Annotated in this window: 14 protein-coding genes, 1 tRNA gene, 1 rRNA gene and 1 other annotated feature; of the genes, 2 read left to right on the forward strand and 14 right to left on the reverse strand. The window is 39.5% G+C overall.

Annotated features, from left to right (window positions below; genetic code table 11):
* Positions 1-7: 7 nt before the first annotated feature.
* From H8Z77_RS06165 to ruvC, 8 genes are all read right to left on the reverse strand, one after another.
* Complete coding sequence (locus H8Z77_RS06165; RefSeq protein WP_186996497.1) at positions 8-820, reverse strand: energy-coupling factor transporter transmembrane component T family protein; 813 nt, start codon at positions 818-820, stop codon at positions 8-10.
* Positions 814-1,680, reverse strand: a complete 867-nt coding sequence (locus tag H8Z77_RS06170) for an energy-coupling factor transporter ATPase (protein ID WP_186996498.1) — start codon at positions 1,678-1,680, stop codon at positions 814-816. The genes H8Z77_RS06165 and H8Z77_RS06170 overlap by 7 nt, the downstream gene beginning before the upstream one ends.
* Positions 1,681-1,684: 4 nt before the next feature.
* Positions 1,685-2,527, reverse strand: coding sequence for an energy-coupling factor transporter ATPase (locus tag H8Z77_RS06175; protein WP_069989360.1), 843 nt, complete (start codon positions 2,525-2,527; stop codon positions 1,685-1,687).
* 69 nt (positions 2,528-2,596) lie between these two features.
* Positions 2,597-3,463 (reverse strand): class I SAM-dependent methyltransferase, encoded by an 867-nt coding sequence (locus tag H8Z77_RS06180; RefSeq protein ID WP_186996499.1) that lies wholly within the window; start codon positions 3,461-3,463, stop codon positions 2,597-2,599.
* Positions 3,464-3,485: 22 nt separating this feature from the next.
* Entirely contained in the window at positions 3,486-4,835 is a 1,350-nt protein-coding gene (gene glmM / locus H8Z77_RS06185; RefSeq protein ID WP_186996500.1) for a phosphoglucosamine mutase, read from the reverse strand.
* A 36-nt stretch (positions 4,836-4,871) separates the two neighbouring features.
* Positions 4,872-5,906: a Holliday junction branch migration DNA helicase RuvB gene (ruvB, locus tag H8Z77_RS06190; RefSeq protein ID WP_069989365.1), complete on the reverse strand. Its 1,035-nt coding sequence runs from the start codon at positions 5,904-5,906 to the stop codon at positions 4,872-4,874.
* 21 nt (positions 5,907-5,927) lie between these two features.
* Complete coding sequence (gene ruvA, locus H8Z77_RS06195; RefSeq protein WP_186996501.1) at positions 5,928-6,545, reverse strand: Holliday junction branch migration protein RuvA; 618 nt, start codon at positions 6,543-6,545, stop codon at positions 5,928-5,930.
* An 18-nt stretch (positions 6,546-6,563) separates the two neighbouring features.
* Positions 6,564-7,064 carry a crossover junction endodeoxyribonuclease RuvC gene (gene ruvC, locus H8Z77_RS06200; protein WP_186996502.1) on the reverse strand — a complete coding sequence of 167 codons (501 nt, stop codon included), beginning with the start codon at positions 7,062-7,064 and terminating at the stop codon, positions 6,564-6,566.
* 569 nt (positions 7,065-7,633) lie between these two features.
* On the opposite strand from ruvC, the gene H8Z77_RS06205 reads away from it, so the two are divergent.
* Positions 7,634-8,182 (forward strand): hypothetical protein, encoded by a 549-nt coding sequence (locus H8Z77_RS06205; protein WP_186996503.1) that lies wholly within the window; start codon positions 7,634-7,636, stop codon positions 8,180-8,182.
* Between the two features lie 112 nt (positions 8,183-8,294).
* Here H8Z77_RS06205 and pepD read toward each other — a convergent pair whose 3' ends face one another.
* From pepD to ilvA, 4 genes are all read right to left on the reverse strand, one after another.
* Positions 8,295-9,773 carry a beta-Ala-His dipeptidase gene (pepD, locus tag H8Z77_RS06210; protein ID WP_186996504.1) on the reverse strand — a complete coding sequence of 493 codons (1,479 nt, stop codon included), beginning with the start codon at positions 9,771-9,773 and terminating at the stop codon, positions 8,295-8,297.
* Positions 9,774-9,802: 29 nt separating this feature from the next.
* Positions 9,803-10,513, reverse strand: coding sequence for a microcompartment protein PduB (gene pduB, locus H8Z77_RS06215; RefSeq protein ID WP_186996505.1), 711 nt, complete (start codon positions 10,511-10,513; stop codon positions 9,803-9,805).
* A 116-nt stretch (positions 10,514-10,629) separates the two neighbouring features.
* Positions 10,630-11,565, reverse strand: a complete 936-nt coding sequence (locus H8Z77_RS06220) for a radical SAM protein (RefSeq protein WP_186996506.1) — start codon at positions 11,563-11,565, stop codon at positions 10,630-10,632.
* Positions 11,543-12,745, reverse strand: coding sequence for a threonine ammonia-lyase (ilvA, locus tag H8Z77_RS06225; protein WP_186996507.1), 1,203 nt, complete (start codon positions 12,743-12,745; stop codon positions 11,543-11,545). The genes H8Z77_RS06220 and ilvA overlap by 23 nt, the downstream gene beginning before the upstream one ends.
* Before the next feature lie 154 nt (positions 12,746-12,899).
* Positions 12,900-13,145, reverse strand: a binding site (T-box leader).
* Positions 13,146-14,091: 946 nt separating this feature from the next.
* Between ilvA and H8Z77_RS06230 the strand changes: the two genes are divergently transcribed.
* Positions 14,092-19,413: a beta-L-arabinofuranosidase domain-containing protein gene (locus H8Z77_RS06230; RefSeq protein WP_186996508.1), complete on the forward strand. Its 5,322-nt coding sequence runs from the start codon at positions 14,092-14,094 to the stop codon at positions 19,411-19,413.
* A 940-nt stretch (positions 19,414-20,353) separates the two neighbouring features.
* On the opposite strand, the gene H8Z77_RS06235 is transcribed toward H8Z77_RS06230, so the two are convergent.
* Positions 20,354-20,429: transfer RNA gene (locus H8Z77_RS06235), tRNA-Asn, on the reverse strand.
* Between the two features lie 42 nt (positions 20,430-20,471).
* Positions 20,472-20,588 (reverse strand): 5S ribosomal RNA (gene rrf, locus H8Z77_RS06240).
* Positions 20,589-20,630 lie beyond the last annotated feature (42 nt).

Genomic DNA, 20,630 nt, shown 5'->3' on the forward strand with positions numbered 1-20,630 from the left:
TGATCCTTTAAAAAAATGATGGTACAAATAAATTTAAACAAATAATAACGGCAATTAATAGCACCATAATAATGTAACATCCGAAATCCACTTTAGAGTATTTCAACTGTTTTAATCTGGTCCTGCCTTCCCCACCATGATAGCAGCGGGCTTCCATTGCCATAGCCAGTTCCTCTGCACGTCGGAAAGCGGAAATAAATAACGGAATCAAAATTGGAATCAACGCTTTTGCTCTTTGCAGCAGATTTCCACTTTCCATATCCGCCCCCCTTGCCTTTTGGGCACACATGATTTTATCCGTTTCCTCAATCAAAGTAGGGATAAACCGCAAAGCGATTGTCATCATCATCGCCAGTTCATGAACTGGAAAATGGAGTTTTTTCAATGGCCGGAGTAGATGTTCAATCCCATCGGTCAATGAAATCGGTAATGTGGTATACGTCAATATGGATGACCCCGCAATCAGACATAAAATCCGGATTGCCATAGTAATTGCGGTTTTAATTCCTTTCCCACTAATGGAAAAAATCCAAAATTTCACCAACGGATCGCCCGAAACAAAAAACATGTTTAAAATAGCCGTAAAAATCAAAATTGGAATAATTGGTTTTAAACTTTTTAAAATCATTTTTACTGGAATACGTGCAATTCCATACAAAAATAGTGTAAACCCAATAGTTAAAATATATCCAATTGGATTATCAATCAAAAACAGCAACACGATATAAACAAATGTTAAGATAATTTTTGTCCTGGGGTCGGCACGATGTACAACCGAATTCCCTGGAAAGTATTGTCCTATGGTAATATCTTTCAGCATAATTCGGTTCCTTTCTTCAACGCTCTCAACAATTCTTCCTTTGCCTGTTCTACTGTATAAATATTGGTGTTGACGTCAAACCCTTTTTGGCGCAACTGGTAAAACACCTCAGACAACTGTGGTACAGAAAGCCCCATTTCTTTGAGCTGTTCTATTTTAGAGAAAACTTCATCCACAGTATCATAGGCAAATAATCTGGAATTGTTCATAACTAAGACTTTAGAAGCGTATTGCGCCACATCTTCCATGCTGTGGGAAACCAACAGGATCGTATTCTGTTCCTGGCGATGGTATTCCTGAATCTGCCCCAAAATCTTCTTCCGTCCTTTTGGATCAAGCCCCGCTGTAGGCTCGTCCAAAATCAACACCTTTGGACGCATGGCAATTACCCCAGCAATGGCTACACGGCGTTTCTGTCCACCGGATAGTTCAAATGGGCTTTTTTCCATATAGCTTTTAGGCAGCCCGACGAACTTAGCGGCTTCTTGTACCCGTTGGTCAATTTCTTCTTCCGATAACCCCATATTTTTTGGACCAAACGCAATATCTTTTGCCACTGTTTCTTCGAATAACTGATATTCTGGATATTGGAACACCAGACCAACCTTAAAGCGGACTTGGCGCAGCTTGGATTTATCTGCCCAGATGTCCTCCCCATCCACATATACTTTTCCGGAAGATGGGGCGAGCAAACCATTTAGATGCTGAATCAAGGTGGATTTACCAGAACCAGTATGGCCAATTACTCCGACAAACTCCCCTTGCTCAATCTCTAAATTAACATCGTCCACCGCGACTTTTTGCTGTGGTGTTCCTGTATTGTAGGTATACACAAGATGTTCTGTTTTAATAATTGCCACCGTCTTAACCCTCCAATAACTTTGATAAGATTGCCACACATTGCTGCTCTGTCAATACATCTTCCGGTACATCAAAGCCATCTTTGCGCAGCTCATACATGAGTTCAGTTACTTGAGGGACATCCAACCCCACCTGTTTTAATTGTTCTACATGGCGGAATACCTCGTTTGGCGTTCCATCCAATAAAATCTCTCCATTGTCTACCACAACCACACGGTTCGCTAAAACCGCTTCTTCCATGTAATGGGTAATATGGACAATGGTTGTCCCCAATTCACGGTTTAACTTTTGGATTGTTTCCAGCACTTCTCGCCGCCCTCTTGGGTCCAACATAGCAGTAGCTTCATCCAATACAATACAATCCGGCTGCATAGCGATAATCCCGGCTATCGCAACACGCTGTTTCTGTCCGCCGGACAACTGATGTGGGGCACGGTTGCGGTATTCGTACATTCCCACCGCCTTGAGGGAATAATCTACCCTACTTCTGATTTCTTCCGGTGGTACTCCTAAATTCTCAGGGGCAAACGCCACATCTTCTTCCACTAAGGTGGCTACAATCTGGTTATCTGGATTTTGAAATACCATGCCAACCCGCTGACGCACGTCAAACACCAATTCTTCCTGAGAAGTATCAATTCCCTCCACATATACTGTACCGCTGGTAGGGATCAATATGGAATTAAAGTGTTTGGCAAGGGTGGATTTTCCAGAACCATTGTGCCCTAAAACAGCTATAAATTCCCCTTTACGGATTGAAAGGTTCATCTGTTTTAGCACCTGGGTATTTTGTTCTTCCCCTTGGTATTCAAAACACAAATCTTTTGTTTGAATCATTTCATTCATAAGGTTCTCCTAGTTGAACTCCTGTCCGCCTGAAAAGCCAGGTCGGGCGGTTTTGATTGTAACATTTATTCAGATTTCATTTACCGCGATCGCAGTAGAACCGCAAGGCAACACAAAGCCAGAATTGCTCACTGGTAACCCGATTTCATCCGCTGTAATAGAACGGAACCGGGTTCCCACTGTTGTTCCCAACAGATAGCTCATAACAGAAGGGGATAACCCTGTGGTATAAGAATTTAACGCAAAGAAAAGTGGCTGGTCGGATAATACCTGGGAACACAGGTTGAGCAAATCATAAATTTTATCTTCCAGTTTCCAAACTTCACCGCCTGGCCCTCTTCCATAAGAAGGTGGGTCCATAATAATGGCATCATATTTTCTGCCACGGCGGATTTCCCGCATCACAAATTTTTCACAGTCATCAATAATCCAACGGATTGGCCGATCAGACAACTTGGATAAAACGGCGTTTTCCCTTGCCCAAGAAACAATCCCTTTTGAGGCGTCTACATGGCAAACAGAAGCTCCCGCTGCTGCGCAGGAAAGGGTTGCCCCACCGGTATAGGAAAACAGGTTTAATACCTGGATTGGCCGCTCACTTGACTGAATGAGTTCCCGAAAATAATCCCAGTTAACAGCCTGTTCTGGAAATAGTCCCATATGTTTAAAGCCAGTGGGTTCTATTTTAAAACGCAACCCTTTATAAGAGATTGTTTTTGGGGATTGAATGGGCTTTAAAAATTCCCAGGAGCCGCCCCCACTATTGGAACGATGATAATGAGCATGTATCTGGTTCCAGGAAGGATGCTGATGTGGAGTATGCCAAATCACCTGTGGATCTGGACGAATAAAGAACTCTTTCCCCCAACGCTCCAATTTTTCTCCGTTGGAAGTATCTATAATTTCATAATCCTTCCAATCCGCTGCAACTCTCATCTGCATACTCCCTTCTTACTCATTAAATTCTGGACTCGATTAAAGATACAATTTCCTTTGCGATATTTGTAATTTCCTGATGGTCTTTTCCTTCTACCATCACACGGATAATTGGTTCTGTACCGGATGGACGAACTAAAATTCTGCCATCTTTCCCTAAGGCATCATCCTTATCCACAATCATCTGTTTTAAGTCTTCATCTTGGTTAAACTTATCTTTCGCTACTGCGTCCGCTTGTACGCTCAACAGTACCTGTGGGAATCGTTCCATAATAGAAGCCAGCTCAGACAAAGATTTTCCTGTGCGTTTCATAATGCTCAACAATTGTACTGCGGAAAGTTGTCCATCCCCGGTAGAAGCATAATCGCTGAAAATAATATGTCCGGATTGTTCCCCACCTAACACATGACCATTTTGACGCATATTTTCCAGTACATAACGGTCACCTACCTTGGTGGCAACGGTCTTGATACCCTCTTTTTCAGTAAAGTGGAAAAAACCTAGGTTAGTCATCACAGTAACTACTGCGGTGTCATTTGCTAGGCAACCACGTTCTTTCATATCCTTAGCGAAAATGGCAATCATTTTATCGCCATCCACATCATCGCCGTTTTCGTCAATCGCAAGGCAGCGGTCCGCATCTCCGTCAAAGGCAACTGCTGCCTGGCAGTTATGTTCCATCATATAGACACGCAAACTCTCCATATGGGTAGAACCACAACGGTCGTTGATATTTTCCCCATTTGGTTCCGCATGGATAATCACTGGATCCGCACCTAAACTGCGGAACAATAAATCAGCGGTTGTGCTGGCACTACCATTCGCGCAGTCCACAGCAATCCGTAACCCTTTCAAATCCCCATCAATACTGCTTGCAATGTGGCTGACATAGTCATGGACAGCGGAACGGCGCTGGAATACTCTACCCAATTCTACCCCTTGTTTCAATGGAATTTGATCAGGGGTGTCCAAAATTAAAGCTTCAATCTCATTTTCAATCTCATCAGACAGTTTATAGCCTTGGTTATTAAAAATTTTAATTCCATTAAATTCCACCGGATTATGGGATGCAGAAATCATAATCCCAGCGTCACATCCATATTTTCCCACCAAATAAGCAACTGCGGGGGTAGGAATTACACCGATTAAGGTGACATCCGCACCTACAGAACATAAGCCAGCTACCAGTGCAGCTTCCAGCATTTTGGATGAAATACGGGTATCCCGCCCAATCAAAATCATTGGCTTTTCTTCTTGGCTATGCCGTGTCAATACCACTGCCGCAGCACGTCCAATCTGCATTGCTAATTCACAGGTTAACTCGGTATTTGCGATTCCTCTCGCACCATCTGTTCCAAATAAACGACCCATATGTAATCTCTCCTATTCGAATAATCCATTTTCTATTTATATTAATGTTTGCTGTCCATCTTGGCTGATTCCAAGATGCTGGTACGCCAATGAGGTGACACATCTTCCACGAGGAGTACGGGACAAAAAGCCCAACTGCATCAAATAAGGCTCATAAACATCCTCAATAGTAACCGCTTCTTCCCCCAAAATAGCAGCTATGGTTTCTAACCCAACTGGTCCACCATTGTAGTTTTTAATCATGGTAGTTAGCATCCGGCGGTCCAATGGCTCCAGACCCAGTTCATCAATCTCTAATTTTTGCAGGGAGGAATCTACAATTTTTTTGGTAATCACGCCATCTCCCAACACCTGGGCAAAATCACGAACACGTTTTAGTAAACGGTTGGCGATACGAGGCGTACCACGAGAACGCTTTGCCAGTTCCAAAGCCCCATCCCTTTCACAAGGAATTTCCAGCAGGCTGGCGCTCCTCATAATAATTTCCGAAAGCTGTTCTTCATTGTAAAGTTCCAGCCGTAAAATAACGCCGAATCGGTCACGCAACGGAGCGGTCAATTGTCCCGCACGAGTTGTAGCACCTACCAGTGTAAATTTAGGCAAATCAATGCGGATAGAGCGGGCAGCAGGCCCTTTGCCTATGATAATATCCAACGCATAGTCTTCCATGGCTGGATACAATACTTCTTCTACCGCCCTGGAAAGCCGGTGGATCTCATCAATAAACAACACATCATTTTCATTCAAGTTGGAAAGCAACGCCGCCAAATCCCCTGGTTTTTCAATAGCCGGACCCGAGGTGACACGGATATTGACGTTCATCTCGTTGGCGATAATCATAGACAAGGTGGTTTTTCCAAGCCCAGGAGGTCCGTATAACAAGACATGGTCCAAAGGTTCCCCACGTTGGCGGGCCGCTTCAATATAAATACTCAAATTTTCTTTTGCTTTGTCCTGGCCAATATATTCTTTTAAGGTTTTCGGACGCAACGTAAACTCTACATCCATATCTTCTGGAGAAAAATCCGGTGTAGTAATCCGGCTTTCAAAATCCGTTTCACGGTCAAACATACTGATGTTCTTTTCCTCCTTTTATCGAATGGTAGCCAATGCTTTTAATCCAACCCGAATCATATCTTCTACAGAAGTTGACGGGTCAATTCCAGCAAGTGCCTGGGCAGCTTCTGATTTAGAATATCCTAACACCACTAATGCGCTAATAGCTTCCGCCACATTTCCAGCATTAGTAGGCAGTTCAATTTCTTTTCCAGCTACTACACTACTGGATAACTGCTCTTTAGAAATTTTATCTTTCAACTCCAACACAATTCGTTGTGCTGTTTTTCCACCAATCCCTTTGGATTTTGTTAAAGATTTGCTGTCACCAGAAGCAACACACAGCGCAAATTGGGATGGGGTTACATTGGATAAAATAGATAATGCCGCCTTTGGCCCTACGCCGGAAACAGAAATCAACATCTTAAAGCAGCGCAATTCTTCCTGGTCATAGAATCCAAACAGTTCCAGTGCGTCTTCCCTGACATGAAGATAGGTATATAAAGTAACCGATTCCCCTATTTTTGGGCACTGAGAAGCTGTTGTGAAGGTTGTTTTCATCTCATATGCAATCCCATTACATTCTACCGCAACAATAAAATAAGCATCTACAGGTTGAGAAACCACTAGGTTTCCTGAAATACTGTATATCATTTCGACTCTCCTTTCCCCTTAGTAACGGGTACCGTACTGTGCTAGACGGGAACCGGCGGAATGAGCGTGGCAGATAGCAATTGCCAAAGCGTCCGCTGTATCATCCGGTTTAGGCACAGCCTGTAAATGCAGAAGCCTCTTGGTCATCTCCATCACCTGGGTTTTTACCGCTTTTCCATATCCTACAACCGATTGTTTTACCTGCAAGGGAGTATAATGATAGCATGGAATTTGATGTTGTGTGGCACAGAGGAGGATTACTCCCCTTGCCTGGGCAACATCAATAGCTGTTTTTTGGTTAGTAGTAAAGAAAAGCTTTTCCATTGACATGGCATCCGGCTTATGTATCGTTAAAATCGAATCTAATTCCTGATGAATCGTTAACAAGCGCTGCTCAAATGGCATCCCCGCTTTGGTAGTAATGGCACCATAATCCAAAGTGGTAAAACGGGAACGTTGATAATCCACAACGCCCCAGCCCACAATGGCGTAACCGGGGTCAATTCCGATAATTTTCATTGACATCTCCTATCTCTAAGGGAGAAATTTATGAATTTTACTAAAATACACTTTCAGTCCTTTGTGTGATTTACCCGAGAAATCCTCAGTTTACACAAAACTCTATTCGTTTTATTATAGCATAAATCAAAATAGCCCGCAATGATTTTACGCTGGGTTTTAATTTTTTGTTACAATTATTTTGATTTTTTACCTATTATTTTCATTAGAAAAAAGATGATAAAATTGACAAAAAATTTAGAAAATAAATCTACTGTTATAATGGATTCTTAAATAATTGTCTATATTCTTTCTAACTAAAAATTCCCAATATATCATTCAATATTACAAAAACTCTTGACAACAATAAAAATTTAATAGTAAACTTAAGTTATAATAATTGGAAAATATGTTTTCTATGACAGGTTATCAATAGTGCATACTAGTTTACTATTACAGTGGGCATAATAATAAACTACAATCCTTTCGACATCAAAGGTTTACTGCCCATAATGAAAAAATATTTTTAAATGTTTCATAGGAATATAGCACTAACACTATATGATTTTATTGATCTATCATAATAGGAGGTGGTACCCATAAATATTGGTATCATTTTATTCATAATTTTTCTTCCAGTCTGTTTGCCGCTAGCATTTTTATCAACACACAAATCTGAAAACAAACCGGGTAAAGCAATTTCCGATGACAATTTTACTGTTTCAATTCCAAGTACAGTTATAATAATTGGAATACTATGTAATATAACATCGTGTGCTGTTTTACTTGGATTCACATTCTTTTCAAAAGAACTTCCCCATTTTATTTTTTACTATATCTTTGGTTTATTCTTTTGGTTGGGGATATATCTGATTTTAAAAACACTTGCTTGGAAGGTAGTAATAAAAGGGGAAAAAATAACCGTTTTTTCTTTTTTTAAAAAACCTTATTCTTTTACTTTCAGTGAAATTTCTTCTGTAGTACGTCAGGTAAAGCAAAATCAGGTAAACTCTGAAAGAATCGTTATCAAAACAATTACTGGAAAAAAACTAATAGTAGAAAATATGGAAATCTCCTATAATAGGTTTGCAAAAAAAATTCAAATGCAAGTTAAAAAAGAGAAATTGATTGGATTTTAAACATTGAGTAACCCCTTAACCATTCTCTATGAATATGCATTGTATAGGGTCATACTAGAAAAAAGTAAAAAGCCTGTTTAGGAATATCTTAAACAGGCAAACAAGGTCATACTTAACAGCTTGTTTCGATATGATTTGCCAATGTAGCCAGTAACTCTCTCAAAAATTTCCACATCCGTTTTACTGATGCCAGATCAGCGGATTCTTTTACCGTATGAACAAAGTGCAGATCCGGCCCAAATGAAAGGATATCCAAATCCGGCATTGCCTGGGCAAAATATCCACATTCCAAACCCGCATGTACAGCAAAAATTTCGGGTTTCCTGCCATATAATTTTCGATATACCTGTACCGCTGTGTCACGCAACGGAGAATCCTTGCGATAGCTCCAATGTGGGTAATCTCCAAAAAATTCAATGGTACCACCACATAACCGGGTTAGTTCCTCAAGCTGCTTTACTACTTGCTGCTTCCTGCTGGCTACACTGCTACGGATCGAGCCAGTTAATACAAGAGCTTCCCCACACTGTTCCAATGAACCCATATTATTGGAAGTTTCCACCAGACCTTCCATTGCAGCGTTGTTGTGCAACACACCGTTTGGCATCAAAGTTAGCAACCCTACAAGAGCATCAACAGTATTAGAAGAAAATACAGTTGAAACAGAGGAAGGCAACTCTTTTACAGCAATCGAAATTGTATCGCTAAACTGTAATTCTTGTTGAAATTCCCTTTCAAATTGCTGTAAATCCTTCTGCAATTTTTGCTGGTCTTGTGGACGAACAGCCAACACCATACTGGCATCACGGGAAATAACATTGGCATGGCCTTTACACTGAATTTTGGATAAACAAGCGTATTTCCGAATCTTTTGCAATATACGGCCACACATTTGGATGGCATTTCCACGCTCCAGATGGATTGCCATACCGGAATGCCCACCCTGTAATCCTTCTAAGCTTACATGATATCCCACGAAATCAGATACTGATTGATCCTGTACTGGAAGTTTGATATGTGTCCTGACTCCCCCTGCGCACCCAGTGCAAAAAGTTTGTTCCTCCTCAGAATCCATATTGATCAGGCAGTTTCCTTTTAATTTGGAATAATCCAAACCAGCGGCACCACGTAATCCATCCTCTTCCTGAACTGTAAATACCACTTCCAAGTTGGGGTAATAAAAATCTTCGCTTGCTAAAACAGCCAGATAATAGGCAACTGCCATGCCATTATCCGCTCCCAATGTAGTGCCTACTGCTTTCAACATGCCATCTTTTTCTTCCAGCAACAATCCATCTTCATAGGAACGAGTACCATCACTAACATATACCATATCCATATGCGCCTGTAAAATGACTGTTGGTCCCTGATACCCTGGAAGATTGGATGGCTTCCGCATAATAACATTGTACATTTCATCCTGTTCCGCTTCCAACTGATGCCGCTTTGCGAACTCCATCAAAAAATCGCTGATCCTTTTTTCATCGTAAGTGGCATGGGGGATTTTAGCGATTTCCTTAAAATAATCCAATACAATACTCATTTCGATCACCTTTCTAACCATATGATAAAAACGTTTTGGGAATGCCATAAAGCCTCCAAAACGTTTTTGTTTTTTCTTTATAAATAGGGTGTCTTTACCGGGTCGGGATATTCTCCCATAGTACACAAAAGTTGAATCCCTGTTTCCCGCGCTTTTATTACTGCCTGACGGACTGCATCCGCTTCCCCGCAGATTGTGATAACCACTTCGTTGGAAAAACTGGTCCCCTGGGTTGGAGTTCCGTAACTGACCAGTTCCACCCCTGCTGATTTCATTGCCAAATCCGCAATAACCATCCCAATCGGTGCCGGACAGGAACAGATAAAGCCAAATGCTTTGTCAATTGGAGCGCCAAACGCCATATGAATTGCTTTCCCAGCCCGAGCGGTAAACTGTACTTCCAAATGCCCAGCCTCACTGATATAAAGTTCCCCCGCGTTCTGGTCAATCAACTTTAAAGAAAGTTCCACTGCCTGGCGGACATCGGAAACATCTTTTCCTCCAATGATAATAAAGTTACCATGTCCACCGCCGCTTTTGGTATCACGTGGCAATTCTATGGATAATACTTCTATATTACTCATTTTGGCAGCATCATCCACAGCCTTAATCTGGGCGCCAGCACCAGTACGGGAACCTATTAAACCAATGGTAGGATAGGTTAAATCCAAGTTCATTCTACTGCGCAGTTGCTCATCCACATTGGCGATTACCAAACCAATGGTATCAGCAGCAGCGGTCCCAACAAATTCTGGTACACCTGGCAGTTGGTTGAGTATGTTTGTCATTGTATCGAAATCCTTCTTTTAATATTCAGTAAAAGATCCTATTCACTCCATATAAAATCAATTTTATTATACCGGATAAAAGGGAAAAAATCAACTCCAATTCTCACAACTACCTTTTATAGCAAGGTTTGGTTTTGGAAAGACGGAATAAAACTTTCGGAGGCAGCTTCTCCTTCCTGTACAAAGACATGTTCCAACCCCATTTGGAGGGCATACTCCAATAATTCATCATATTCCTCCTGGGTTACCTTCCTATTTAACTCTGGATAGGATTCTACCCAGGATAGCGGTGTATACTGGCTCATCAAACTGAAATACGCCTGGTCCTTCCAGTGTTTTGCGAACCAGTGTACCACTGTTTTTGAATCTTCCAATTGACCAGGCAGCAATAAATGCCGGACAATTGTGCCGGATAGCATCCTTCCATCCGAATCAAATACGGGGATTCCGGTTTGACGTATCATCTCCTGGACCGCTTGTTTCGCATAGGTAAAATAATGCTTTGCGTGGGAGTACTTCAAAGCAAGCTGTTCCTCATAATATTTGAAATCCGGAAGATAAATATCCACCAATCCATCCAACAATTGCAGAGAGGAAACGGATTCATACCCACTGCAATTATAAACAACCGGCAGAGAAAGCCCTTGTTGTTTGGCTCTCTGGAGGGCAATCACAATCTGAACTATATAATGGGTTGGGGTAACCAAATTCAAATTTAACGCACCTTGTTCTTCCAGACGGAAAAATATCTCTACTAACCGGTCTACATCAATGGTTTGTCCAATATCCTGTGTGCTGATTTCATAGTTTTGGCAGAACACGCACTGCATATTGCAATGGGAAAAAAAGACGGTTCCAGAACCGGCGGTTCCAGACAAACAGGGTTCTTCCCAAAAATGGAGGGCTGTCCGTGCCACCTGGATTTCTTTTCCAATCGCGCGGCAAAATCCCTGCTTTCCCGCTAAACGGTCTACACCACAATTTCTGGGGCAAATCCGGCATTCTTTCAATAGAGCCCAAAGTTCTTCCTCAGTGGATTTCTGTAACTTCATATCCGGCCTCAACCAAAGCTTTTCGGATCTCCTCTACCTGTTCATGGTCACGGGTTTCCATCGTCAGTTTCAAGAAACATGCGTTTACCGCCATATTTTCATCCGCACGGTCATGGTGTACCGCAACCACATTAGCGCCCAAATCAGCAACAATAGTGGAAACCCGTTGTAGTTCCCCTGGTTTATCCGTCAACGCAATGGTAAAGTTGGCTGTTCTTCCCGCTTTCAACAGCCCACGGGTAATGACACGGGACAAAATATTCACGTCAATATTCCCGCCAGAAACCAGACATACCACCCGTTTTCCAACAACATCTACTTTATTGAATAAAGCGGCCGCAACAGCTACTGCTCCTGCACCTTCTGCAATCAATTTTTGTTCTTCAATCAAAGCCAAAATTGCGCTGGATACTTCATCATCTGTTACAGTGACAATATCGTCTACATACTTTTTACAGAGTTCATAGGTAATATCCCCTGGCTTTTTCACCGCAATACCATCGGCAATCGTCGCAACAGATTTCAGTTCTTCCATATGTCCATGTTTTACTGCGTTAAACATAGAAGGAGCACCAGCAGACTGCACCCCATATACTTTGCAGTGGGGGTTTAAGCTTTTGATGGCATATGCAACACCGGCAATTAATCCGCCCCCGCCAACTGGTACGATTACTGCATCCACATCTGGCAACTGGTCTAGAATTTCCAAACCAATTGTTCCCTGGCCTGCAATGACCTCATCATCATCAAAAGGATGGATAAAAGTCCGCCCTGTTTCTTTTTGCAATTCCAATGCTTTTTGGTAAGCATCATCATAAGCACCTTTGACCAAAACCACTTGGGCACCATATTTTTTCGTTGCTTCTACTTTGGAAATAGGGGCGCCTTCTGGAATACAAATCATAGCAGGGATATTCCCTTTTTGTGCAGCCAAAGCCACTCCTTGAGCATGATTGCCGGCGGAGCAGGCAATGACCCCTTTTTGTTTTTCTTCTTCGGAAAGCTCTGCCATCTTACAGTAGGCTCCTCTTACTTTAAAGGACCCCGTTACCTGTAAATTCTCTGTTTTCAAATAAATCCTTGCGTCCGGCCGCAATTTTTGGGCATAAATCAAATCTGTTTTACGGGCCACATTTTTTAATACATAAGCTGCATGATAAATTTTGTCCAAAGTCAACATTACAATCCATCCTCACTTTTTGATATCTTGCCGATACAATTAAGAATATTTTGGTCAGATTATTTTCCTTAAACATTACATTGTTTTCTTAATGTAATTATGTTACGGAATGGTTTATTTTATAAAAGGAAAATAAAAAACCTTCGTCTCTATCCAAAGAGACGAAGGCAATAACTCCGCGGTACCACTCTATTTGCTGCAAAAAAATGCAGCCCCTTAACCGTATCCAATAATACGTTCTCTTGTTAACGGTGAGAAACCGGCCTGGCTTAATCTTGAACTACTCAATTTCAGCTGGCTGCTCAAGGGTGATTTTCATCGCAGATTTTGGGTTACCTTTCACCATCCGGCAACTCTCTGAACCAAAGTTTCTGGATTTCTTCCCTTTCAACGCAATTTTATTATTCTAAATTTAGTTTATTCTTTTTATTTCCATTTGTCAAGTAGTAAAATTAAAATAATTTAATAAAAAGTATTCGGTTTATATCGCCAGCCTTCTTATATCACTAACGTAAGCCCTGTTTTCCTCATTGCCGATCATATCGAAATAAAAAAATCCCTGCAACTGGTAAGGAGACAATTCCAATTGCAGGGATGAAAATTCACAAATGGGGCTTATGAATTTTCAAAAAATATATAAAGAATGAGAAAAGAGAAGAAAAAAGCTAATTTGTTTGTTTTATTACTAGATATTATTTTTTATTAGCAATAAAACTGTTTTCTTCTTACAATTAAAGTTTAACTGAAATAAAATAAAAAGTCAATATATAATTGAAAAACTGATAAACGGTTAAATAACAATAAAATATGCTCATTTTGCAATCAAAAACAATCATCCATTTTTGATAACGATTATAACCAAATCCAATCCAAACAATTTGATAATTACTTTCACATTTAATTAAATAAAGGTTTATTATCTAAACTACTGTTATTAAACCAAAAATAGTTTCAATATAATATTTTTATCCATATAATATCTATATTTCCAAAATAGTAATTATGGTAAAAATCATCCAATTTATGAAAGTTAATTTACCCTAATTTTGATTATTTATGATTGTAAGTCGATTGATTTTGATTTTTTTATCGCTTTTTATCATTTTTTTCATTAATAATTGACTTTTCTTCACTTTGTATATATTATATAATCAAGTACATAAATTATACCGATTTTAAAAAATAAAATAGTAATTATTTACATAATTTATGTTTTGGGCGCATTTCATTTCCAATCTAAAAAATGATTATTTCATTCTAAAGGAGGGTTGTAACTAATAAAAAAAGAGAAATTGGAAATTGAAATAAATTAAAATTTGCAGGCTTTTTTGAAAAGGAGGTCAAAAATGAACCGAAAGTTACGCAAAATAATTAGCGCAGCAACCGCTGCTGCAATTTTAGCATCATCCTTGGCAACTGGAGGCTTAACAGTTAGCGCAGCTGCGCCATCTGAACCCATCCAAACGTTCCAGGAAGTTTGGGGAATGGAAGATGTTACAGGGGAACAGCTTCGGGCTTCTATTGGTGATGCTTATGGGATGATCCGGGATAACATTTTTACATTGGATATTGCAGAAGGAAAAGGTGTAGATGGCAGCAATGCTATTGCATGGACCAATACTGCTTCTTCCCCAAATTATAGCGATATCGACCTACGTTACCATGAATTAGAAAATAGGCAGACAGATTGGTCCGGTGCAGAAGAAGTTTGGTTCCATGTGGACTTTAGGGAATATGGAACTATGGAACCACAAATCCGCTTTGCTTTCCAAGAAACTGTTTATCAGGAAGATGGAACATCCCTGAATGTTCAACATGCTCTTTCTATGAAATCAGGGGCATTATACTATTATAATGATGGGTTAAACTGGATTCCAGGAGAAGTGGATGGTAGCCAAAGGATGACTTTCCCAGTAGGGTTTAATGGTTGGGTTCGTATCCCACTAGATATGTCTACTTTTTCCGCCTATTGGAATGGCTATGATGATATGTATTTAAAAGATGTAAATCAGTTAAATATGCACATTGTGGGTAACGATACTACATTAAATAAAACAGCATACTTAGATAGTTTTGGCATTGTTGGCCAAGGCTTTTCAGACAAACTGCCCTCACAAGGAAATTACTCCTATAAAGAAATGTGGGGAGTAGAAGGAATCACCGATTTGCCAGGAATGTTGGGCGACTTCTATGGCATGTTAAACAAATATTATGATTTAAGTGTTTCCGAAGACAAAGGATTCAATGGAAGTTCTGCCTTGGCGTGGAAAATCAATCAATCTACAGCCGGTTTGCCAAATTCCGATGTGGATATCCGCTTATGGAGCGAAGCTTGTACAATAAAAGATACCAATGGTACTGGTGCGGAAGAACTTTGGTTCTATGCGGATGCTACCGAATTTGGAGACCAACCAACAGAGATTCGGTTCGCTTTCCAAGAAGATACTACAGATGGATTCCAACATGCACTCCAACTGGTAAATGGGACAACTTACCAAACCAATGATGGTAAAGCATGGACAACCAAAAAAGTAGAAAATAACTTGATTACTTTGGATGCAGGGTTTAAAGGTTGGGTTCGTATTCCACTAAGCAATGCTACCTTTACTCAATATTGGTCATCTGGTGGAAATGTAACCACAGTTTGTTATTCCTCTATTAACCAATTTAACATGCATGTCAATTCCAATGACAGCAACATTGGCAAGACTCTCTATTTAGATGGATTTGGATTTGTAGGAAATGTGAATGGCGTGGATTTACCAGTAGAACCTGTTGATCCAACAATAGGAGCTCCTATATTTAACCAAAACATTTTAAACAATCCAAATTTAACTTGTTATAAAAATGGTTCTACTCCAATTACCGATGCTAGTGCGACCAGTGAAACCAGCAGCAGGTTGACCTACCGCACATTTGGTGCTTCTCATGGCCAGGCATATATCAATCAGGATTCTGGTATGTTGTTGTATATTCCCAATCAAGGCTTCTCTGGAACCGATACCTTTACTGTTCGGGTAACGGATGAACAACTTCGTATGGCAACAATTCAAATCAATGTAACCGTATCCGAGGAAACTGATCCAAATGCTGGTGAAACGATTGATCCACCATCTCCAGAATATCCAGAAACACCTGACGCTCCAACTATGCCAAAACCGGACATAGAACGAGCAGTTAGCTTGTTAAAGGATTTTGGATTGGAAGGATATGTTGGAGAAAATATTCAGGGTAATATTGACCAATGGCAAGTAAATGCTTTAAAAGATAACCCTAATATTATCGAACAGATTGAATCCGTAACCGCAGGGGATGGAAAAATTGCATTAAGCAGTATTTTATCCGATGCTAGTGGAGCATTAGGTCAAGGTATTTACAAATTGGATATTAACGAGTCCAAAGGCTATGATGGAACACAGGCTGTCCAATGGACTAGCCTAAAAAATACACCTCTTACCGCTGATACAGATGTACGATTTGTTGGCGATAGTACTGCTACAATCGATTGGACTGGTGCAAAAGAGGTCTGGTTCTATCTTGATAATACCGAAATGACCTCTGGTAATCTGGAATTCCGATTTGCTTTTGAGGAACAAAATATTACCGGCAAAAAAGGAAGAGAATCCTGGCAGATGAAAGACGGTTCCAAAGCATATTTATGCGGTGATGGTGTAAACTGGACAGAATCTACTGTATCCAACCGTGCATTTTTGATTCCTGCCCAATTCAAAGGTTGGATCAAAATCGCCCTGACGCCAGAAGTATTTGAAGTGTATTGGGATGAATTAGGAGAAGAACAACATACAATTGACTTAAAAGACGTTCACCAATTCCAATTGAGAATCCATCCAAATGAGGATACTGTGGACAAGAGCTTTTATTTAGACAATTTTGCAATTGTTGGTAATGTAAATGGAACCGAAGCAGCTCCTGTTGCAATTTCATCCGAAGATAGTTTCAAAACTGTTTGGAACATGGATTCCTTGAAACAATCTTCCCAATATACTGGGGCATTGGTTGCTTGGTATGATGAGTTTCCAGGAAAATTATTGACTGGTATTTCCTATAGCTATTTGTTAAATCCAGATCCAGACCTATTGGTTGCTGGAAATGAATTGGCGGACGCTATGACAAACGCACAAGGAAAAGATGGTTATTTAGGAATCTATGCAGGAAATTCCGTTATGGGCGGACAAGGAAGCAACTGGGATGTTTGGGGACATTACCATTCCATCTATGGCCTATATAACTGGTATAAAATTACAGGAAACCAAACTTACCTGAATACAGCAATAAAAGCTGCTGATTATGTTTATAAGTATTTTATAGAAGGCGGACGTACTTTTGATTCTGCTGGAAGCCAGACAATGAACTTAGGTATTAGCCATGGTTTTGCTGTTTTATACCAAGAAACTGGTGATGTACGTTATCTCAACGCAGCTCGTCAGATTGTAGTAGAAGATTGGCCAAGATCCGGTGACTGGCTAAATAACGCATTAAATGGAAACGATTATTATCAGTCTCCACTGCCAAGATGGGAAGCATTGCACACCATTATTACATTGGGAACTTTATATGAAGTAGACCATAATGACAACTACTACAATGCATTGCAGGATATCTGGTACAGTATTCAAAAAACAGATGTGCATAATACAGGAGGTTTCACCAGTGGTGAACAAGCTTGTGGAGATCCATACAATACTGGTGCAATTGAAACTTGCTGTACTGTCGCTTGGATGGCTCTTAGCACAGAATATTTACAATTATCTCATGATTCCTTCGCAGCGGACCAAATGGAAATCTCCTATTTCAATGGAATGTTAGGCTCCTTGTTAAATAACGACAAACAAGTTACCTACAATACTCCAATGAATGGCAGTAAAGGCTCATCTCAAGAACAAATCGCATTTCAATACAACAGTGGTTCCCCAGATTTTAACTGCTGCCAAGCAAACGCAGCACGTGGTTTAGGAGAATTATCACAATGGGGCGTTTTAACAAATAATACGGATTTATATTTAAATTATTATGGTCCATCCCATGCTCACTCCTATACTCCAGCAGGAAATCCAATTACAATTCACCAAGAAACTAATTATCCAAAAGATGGAGCAATTAAAATCACATTGGATCTGGAACAAAATGAAACATTTAACTTTAATTTGAGAATCCCTGTTTGGGCAATGCAAGGAAACACATTAAAAATTAATGGTGAATCTGTTAGCGGTTTGGTTTCTGGAGAATACTATACCATGAACCGTGAATGGAAAAATGGAGATACCTTAGAATTAAATCTAGACATCGCAGTACATTATTGGGTAGGCGAAAAGAATTTTGCGGGTAAAACTTCTGTTTACTATGGACCAATTTTACTTGCATATGACACTAACTATAACTTCCTGCCAGCTAGTGGCGCTACATTGCAAACCAGTGACTTAGAAAATATGAAAGTTGTAGATGGAAGCGAAGAAGGATGTTGGTTGTTTGCAGAAACAAAAACTATCAATGGTATTCCAGTTAAATTAGTAGACTTTGCTAGTTGTGGTCAGGATAAATCCAACTATGAAACTTGGCTCAATATCAATCATACTATGGATTACATCCCATATGTTCAAGGTGGAAATCCAATTTGGAACAATACACCAAACATGCCAAGTTATACTGTAACAGCAATCGAAAACAATTATGCGACTGTTACAATCGAAGATTCAGAAGTATCTTTTGGTGGCTCTACTACATTTACAGTTTCCGTTAAAAATGGTAAAGAACTGCAAGACATTTTAGTGAATGGTAAATCAATTGGTGCTGTGACAGAGTATACTTTAACCAATATTAAACAAGATACTACCATTACAGTTGTCCTCAAAGGAGATAAATCTATCTTAGATGCAGTAATTAAATATGCAGAAGAACAGAAAGCATCTGATGACTTTAACAATGTTATCGCATATGTACAGGAATCCTTCAACGCAGCATTGGATGCAGCAAAAGAAATTGCGGCTGACCCAGCAGCAACTCAGGATGCAATAGATGCAGCATGGAAAGCATTGATGACAGAAATCCATAAATTAGGCTTTGTCAAAGGTGATATTACTTCCTTAGAAGCTCTGGTAGCATTGGCAGAAGGCTATGACATGAATGACTATGTAGAAGCAGGTCAGGCAGAATTCTTAGAAGCGTTGAAAGCAGCACAAGATTTATTAGCGGATAAAGACAATGCAATGCAAGCAGAAATCGAAACAGTAGAAACCAATCTGTTGAATGCGATGCTGAACCTGAGATACAAAGCAGATAAATCCATCCTGGAAAAAGTAATTGCGGAAGCCAACGGCAAAGATGCAAACGCATATACAGCGGAAAGCTACGCAGTACTGGAAGCAGCAGTAGCAGAAGCAAACGCAGTAATGGAAAATAAAAACGCAACTCAGGAAGAAGTAGACGCAGCAGTAACAAGTGTACAAGAAGCAATGAAAGGTCTGGTAGCAGTAGAAAAACCATCTACCGAAACACCAGATGACAATAAAGCAGACGGTACACAAACAGGGCAAGAATCTACCACAACAAAAGCAAACGCAGCCAAAACAGGTGATGTTGCTCCAATCGCAGGAGTAATAGCACTGGTATTGGCAGGCGTAGCAGTAGTAACCCTGAAAAAGAAAAAATAATTAATTTGACATCTCCTTCATAAATAAAAAATATTTAAGCCACTAATCTATTCAGATTAGTGGCTTGTTTTTGGAGCTTTATCAAAAAGAAACCCCGGATTAGCCGGTGAGAATAAAAATCTTTAGATAAAAGAATATCTATTTTTATTAAAATAGCTGTAGAGTTATCGGCTGCATTACAAAGTAAAAGAAGGAATTACCATGAACAATATAAAAAATTAAGCAGATTCAAAATGGCGATTTTAGTATCATATTGCATTATTTATAGTAATCTAGTGCATGTATTTAAATTATATTTCATATGACTTTGCACTATAGCATTCGTGTCAAAATATCATAGATAGAAAGTATATAGAATATAGGATCTGACAAAGGTTATGCAAGTCCATAGGAGTACAAAGATATCTAGAACAATCTCCATATACCAGTAAAGTATTTTACCCTATTTATTCATAGAATATATCATAGGAAAAAAATCTAATATTTTAGAAAAACAGACCAATTTGAAATACAAATATTGAAATCGTTGCTTCTGGTGTAGAAGATATTATATACAAACAGTTGAACAGAATAAAAAGTCAATTGCACAGTACATCATCATACTAATAAGAAATACACCCATATGGTATCTTTTTAGAGTTTGTATAGATCATCAATTCAATTAGTAGTTTTAATTAATTATTACAGTTATGAAAAAATAAATATTAAAATAATTATAGTTATCATTAAATAGTTTATAAGAAGTTTTTTCTATAATTATAGAAAATATCTATAAATAATCAAAATTTATCTATCAATAGGAATCCACTACCGAAACACAATAAGGGAAATTACAAATATAAAATATAACAACTAGATTGAAATACTTCAATCTATAAAAAATAATATATAACAAAAAAACAGATAGGTAAATATTTCTTTACCTATCTGTTTCTGTTATTGGCTCCCCAAGTTGGACTCGAACCAACGACCCTGCGGTTAACAGCCGCATGCTCTACCGACTGAGCTATTGAGGAATATACGAAAGAAAAGTAGATTACTCTACTTTTCTTTCTTCGTGACGGCATTTTTCTATTTTCCCAGGCCGTCTCCAGCCAAGTATCTTCGACGTTGATGAGCTTAACTACTGTGTTCGGTATGGGAACAGGTGGATCCTCATCGCCATTAACACCGTCTATTTCTTTTGAAGGTTCAGTACCCTCAAAACTGAATAAGTA

Source organism: Clostridium facile (genome assembly GCF_014297275.1).
Classification (GTDB): Bacteria; Bacillota; Clostridia; order Oscillospirales; family Ruminococcaceae; genus Massilioclostridium; species Massilioclostridium facile.